Source organism: Chromobacterium aquaticum, from assembly GCF_021129195.1.
Classification (GTDB): domain Bacteria; phylum Pseudomonadota; class Gammaproteobacteria; order Burkholderiales; family Chromobacteriaceae; genus Chromobacterium; species Chromobacterium aquaticum.
On record NZ_JAJOHW010000001.1, the window covers coordinates 1 to 4916 of the forward strand.

5 protein-coding genes are annotated in these 4916 nt (G+C 66.2%); 1 reads left to right on the forward strand and 4 read right to left on the reverse strand.

The window, feature by feature from the left end; all coding sequences use genetic code 11:
* Positions 1–131 precede the first annotated feature (131 nt).
* A complete protein-coding gene (locus tag LQT98_RS00005) occupies positions 132–1010 on the reverse strand; it encodes an alpha/beta hydrolase (protein ID WP_231460674.1) in 879 nt (292 codons plus the stop codon).
* 31 nt (positions 1011–1041) lie between these two features.
* On the reverse strand, positions 1042–2097 hold the full coding sequence (locus LQT98_RS00010) for a sugar phosphate isomerase/epimerase family protein (protein WP_231460675.1): 1056 nt from the start codon (positions 2095–2097) through the stop codon (positions 1042–1044).
* A gap of 112 nt (positions 2098–2209) precedes the next feature.
* Between LQT98_RS00010 and LQT98_RS00015 the strand changes: the two genes are divergently transcribed.
* On the forward strand, positions 2210–2812 hold the full coding sequence (locus LQT98_RS00015) for a TetR/AcrR family transcriptional regulator (protein ID WP_231460676.1): 603 nt from the start codon (positions 2210–2212) through the stop codon (positions 2810–2812).
* A gap of 21 nt (positions 2813–2833) precedes the next feature.
* Here the strand turns inward: LQT98_RS00015 and LQT98_RS00020 are convergent, their stop codons facing one another.
* Positions 2834–3907, reverse strand: a complete 1074-nt coding sequence (locus tag LQT98_RS00020; protein ID WP_231460677.1) for a 2OG-Fe(II) oxygenase — start codon at positions 3905–3907, stop codon at positions 2834–2836.
* Between the two features lie 499 nt (positions 3908–4406).
* On the reverse strand, positions 4407–4916 hold a 510-nt coding region (locus LQT98_RS00025), incomplete at its 5' end, for an ATP-binding cassette domain-containing protein (protein WP_269325869.1).

Here is a 4916-nt window from a genome sequence, read left to right on the forward strand (position 1 = left end):
CCAGCGGGCCATGCTGTTGACGCAGCCCGGCGTCGGTGTCGGCGCGCAGCCGCGCCATGTCCATCGGCGCGCCGGCCTCGCCCGCCGCCGCCTGTTCCAGCCAGTGTTGAATCTTGCTATCCAAGGGCATCTCAGGCCTCGCTTTCGAGGAAGGGCAGCAGTTCGGCGATGAACGCCTCGGCCGCCTCCTCCATGATGAAATGGCCGCAATCCGGGATCACCACGCCGCGCAAGTCGTCGGCCCGGCCGCGCATCGTGTCCAGCGGCGCGTTGCCGGTGGCGTGCTCGGCGCCGATGGCGAGCACCGGCATGGCCAGCTTGCTTTGCGCGCGCAGCTGGTTCTGACGGATGGTTTCGGGAATCGCCCGGTAATAGGCGAAGCCGCCGCGCAGGCCGCCCGGCGAGGAGTAGGCGTCGATATACACCTCCGCCGCCACCCGGTCGCGCCGCCATGACCAGCGCTGGAACATGAAGTCCAGATAGGCGCGCTCGCGCCCGGCGATCAGCGTTTCCGGCAGATCGGCCAACTGGTTGAACATGAAATGCCACAGGAAGATGTTTTCTTCCGGCGGCGCGAAAATCGACGGCGCCGGCGCCAGGCCAGGGATCACCGCCTCGGTCAGCGCCAGCCGGCTGACCACGCCGGGGTGATCGCTGGCCAGCGCGTAAGCCAGCCACATGCCCACATCGTGGCCCACTACCTGGTAACGCTCATGGCCCAGCCGGCTCATCACCCGGTGCAATGTGGCGGCGGCGGCGCCGGTGTCGTAGCCGCTGTCCGGCCGGCTGGAAAATCCAGTGCCCGGCGGGTCCACGGCGATGGCCAGGAAGCCATGCGCGGCCAAGGCGCGCATCACATGGCGCCAGGCATACCAGGTTTGCGGCCAGCCGGGGATCAGCAGCACCGGCCGGCCCGCGCCGGCGGTGACCACATGGACGCGCTGGCCGTCCAGCCGCACGTAGTCGTGAATGAAATCGGATTCGGTGTCGATAAGAGGAAGTGCCGACATCTGTAGTCTCGCTGAGAAAGTGGATGGAAAGTCAGGCGATGCCCAGCATCGCGCGGATTTGAGACTGATCGACCGCGGCGCCGGCGAAGTCGTCGAACACGCGTTCGGTCACATGGATGATGTGGCGATTGATGAAGTCCACGCCCTCGCGCGCGCCGTCCTCCTGGTCCTTGAGGCAGCATTCCCACTCCAGCGTGGCCCAGCCCTCGAAGTCGTACTGCGCCAGCTTGGAGAAGATCGCCTTGAAGTCCACCTGGCCGTCGCCGAGGGAACGGAAACGACCGGCGCGCTCCGTCCAGCCGCTGTAACCGCCGTAGATGCCTTGCCGGCCATTGGGTCGGAACTCGGCGTCCTTCACATGGAACATGCGGATGTGCTCGTGATAGATGTCCAGGTAGGCCAGATAATCCAGTTGCTGCAGCACCAGGTGGCTGGGGTCGAACAGCATCTTGCAGCGCGCGTGCTGGTCCACCAGCTCGTAAAAGCGTTCGAAGCTGGTGCCGTCATGCAGGTCTTCGCTGGGGTGGATTTCGTAGCACAGATTGACGCCGTGTTCGTCGCAAGCGTCGAGAATCGGTCGCCAGCGCCGCGCCAGCTCCTCGAAGGCGGTTTCGATCAGCCCTTCCGGCCGTTGCGGAAACGGAAACAGATACGGCCAGACAAAGGAGCCGGAAAAGGTGCCCATCTCGCTCAGGCCCAGCCGTCGCGAGGCCTGGGCCGCCTGCCGCAGCCGTTGCAGCGCCCAGGCGGTGCGCTCCGCCGGCTTGCCGCGCAGGCTGGGCGGCGCGAAGTTGTCGCACATCGCGTCGTAGGCCGGATGCACGGCGACCAGTTGCCCAAAGATATGCGTGGTCAGCTCGCTGATCCGCAAGCCGTGCGCGGCCAGCGTGCCGGTGATTTCATCGCAATAGTCCTGGCTGGCGGCGGCCCGCTCCACATCGATGAAGCGGCTGTCCCAGGCCGGGATCTGCAAGGCCTTGAAACCGGTGCGCGCCGCCCAGCCGGCAATGCCGTCCAGGGTGTTGAACGGGGCTTGATCCGCGCCGAATTGCGCCAGATGCAGACTTGGGCCTTTGAGGGTTTTCATGTATCGCCCTTAATTGTTTGTCGATCGACAAATAATAGACAAGGCCAGGACTACACGTCAACAGCCGGCCGCGATAAAATTCTGCCCGGCAAGATGAAAGCGAGAGGAAAAGATGGCAGGCAGGCCTAGGGAGTTTGACCGGGACCAGGCGTTGAAACAGGCGATGCTGGCCTTTTGGCGGCGCGGCTACGAGAGCACCTCGATGTCGGATCTGGTCGCGGCGCTGGGCATCGCCTCGGCGCGGATCTACGCGGCATTCGGCAGCAAGGAGGACTTGTTCCGCGAGGCGGTGGCGCTCTACACCGCCGGGGACGGCGGCTTCGCCGATCTGGCGCTGCGCCAGGAGGAGGATGTGGCCGCCGCCATCGAGCGCATGCTGCGCGACGCGGTCATGCTCTACACCCAGCCGGATTCGCCGCAGGGCTGCATGGTGGTGTCGGCGGCCACCAATTGCTCGGAGCAGAACGACGGGGTGCTGGAATGGCTGCGCGCGCAACGCCATGAACGCACGCAATCGGTGATGGACCGGCTGCGGCGCGGCGTCGCCGACGGCCAGCTGGGGCCGGATACCGATGTGGATGCCCTGGGCGATTTCTACGCCGTGCAATTGCACGGCATCTCGGTACAGGCGCGCGACGGCGTGCCGCGCGAGCGGCTCTTGGCGGCGGTGCGCGTCGCGATGACGCCGCTGCTCCAGGCGGCCATCAAGCGTTGAAGCCCGGCCGCCTGCGCCGGTTCAAACCTTACCGGCCCGCGGCCACTCCGGAAACAAGGCCTCGGCCAAATGCATCGCGCGTATCGGCAAGCGGTGCGCCCAGGGGCGCACCTGGGCGGCGCAGCGGCTCCAGTGCTCGTGGCTGAAGATCCGGCTGGGCGCGCCGGCCACCCATACCGCCAGCGCCAGCGCGGCGCGCAGCGTGTCCGGGTCCGAGTTCAGGCCGGCATGAGCCTGGGCCGCGGCGAGGATGGCTTCGCCTGACGGCAGCGGCGCGCCGGCGGGAAACCCCAGCCGCGCCAGCGCTTTATCTATGCCCGGGCTGCGCACGGTTTCCGACGCGGCGGCGGCGGCCAGCAGCAGGCCGGCCGCCTGCGCCGCATTGCCCATGCACCATTCCGCCAGCAACGCTTGCGCCGCGCGCGGCGCCGGCCAGTTTGCGGGGCCCTCCTCTTCCAGACGGGCGACATCCGGCAGCAGCGTCGCCAGCGCCTGCCGCACCCGGCGCGCCACCACCGGGCTGTTGCCCTGATGCCAGAAGTTGAAGATCAGCGCGGCGCGCGGCTGGCGCGTCGGCGGCGTGACCGAATGATAGGACTGAGCGCCCATTTCGAAGCCGACGGCCAGATTGGGATACGGGCGTATGCTCTGGCAGATGGCCTCCGGATCGTCGCCGGCATGGATATTGAACAGGCCGCCGTCTTCGGGACTCAGATCATGGGTGAATTGCAGCACCACGCGATAGCCTTCATCGCCAAGGCCGGGGCTGTCGTTGTGCACGCCGATGCGCTGGCCGGGCAATTGGCGGCGGCCTTGCACCTGGATGTCGTCCGCCGACAGCGGCGCCTGGAACAACGTCTGGACACGGCCGCGCATTTCGTTCAGAAAACCGCTGTGCAAAAAAGCCGGCGCCTCCGCCCGCTGCGCATAGTGCCGGCGCAGATCCAGCCGGCTGGCGACGCTGACTGCGCTCTGCTCCCACGGCAAGGGACCGCCGAGCACGGCGGCGGCTTGCGCCGCCACGGCCTGGTCCAGGCTGTCCACACAGAGGAAATGACGGTACGGTCGTTCGAAGAACAGGATGTTGTCCAGCATGGCGGGCCTCCGTGCCCAGTAGAGTGCGCCTTGCGGGCTCAGGCAAAGCTGCGAGCGCCACCGGCAAGACCCCTGAATGCGTTAAGACCCGCTAACAAAACCCCTGATCCTGCGTTGCGCCTCCTTGTCGTACTACTTGTACTGCCTGCGTCGGCGCGCCTTGGCTCAGGTGCGCTGCGCGGTTTTGTTAGCGGCTCTAAGCACCTGTTTACGATCTGCTGCGCTTCGGCGGGATGGATAGAAATGGGCGTTGAAACCGAGCTCAAAATGCTCATGTACCATCTGTACATTCCGCTTTCTCGCTCGTTTTCGCCTTGTCTCGCCTTAGCTCGCGAGATCGTAAACAGGTTCTAAGCCTCTTGGCCGTGGTCGCTTTACAGGGGTTTTGTTGGCCGCTCTAAATCTCCCGCATCAAAAAGCAGCGCCGATTTACACCAACGCTTTAACTATATTCATGCGTCCGCCATAGTTCTGTACGTTAAATTACCTACCCCGAACATCAGTCTTTCCCGCCTTGCGGCCCCGCGCCATCCCGCAGCCGCCAGCCTTCGGGGCCCGCTTCCAGCCAGCCGTCCAGTTCCAGCGCATCCAGGAAGGCATCGTCGTGCGACACCACCAACAGCCCGCCGCGATAGCCGCGCAGCATCGCTTCCAATGCTTGCAGGGATGGCAGATCCAGATGATTGCTGGGTTCGTCCAGCAGCAAGAGCTGCGGTGGCGGGTCGGCATAGAGCGCGCAGGCGAGCGCGGCCTTCAGCCGCTCGCCGCCGCTGAGCTGACCGCTGGGCCGCGAGGCCTGTTCAGCGTCCAGGCCCAGCTGGGCCAGCAACATGCGCAGCCGGCCTTCCCCGGCGGCGGGATTGACCGCCAGCAGCTGTTCCGCCGCGCCGCGCGCCGGGTCCAGCCCGGCCAGGTTCTGATCCAGATAGGCGCAGACCGCCTGGACGCGGACCTGGCCGGCGCGCGGCGGCAATTGCCCGGCCAGCACCTTGAGCAAGGTGGATTTGCC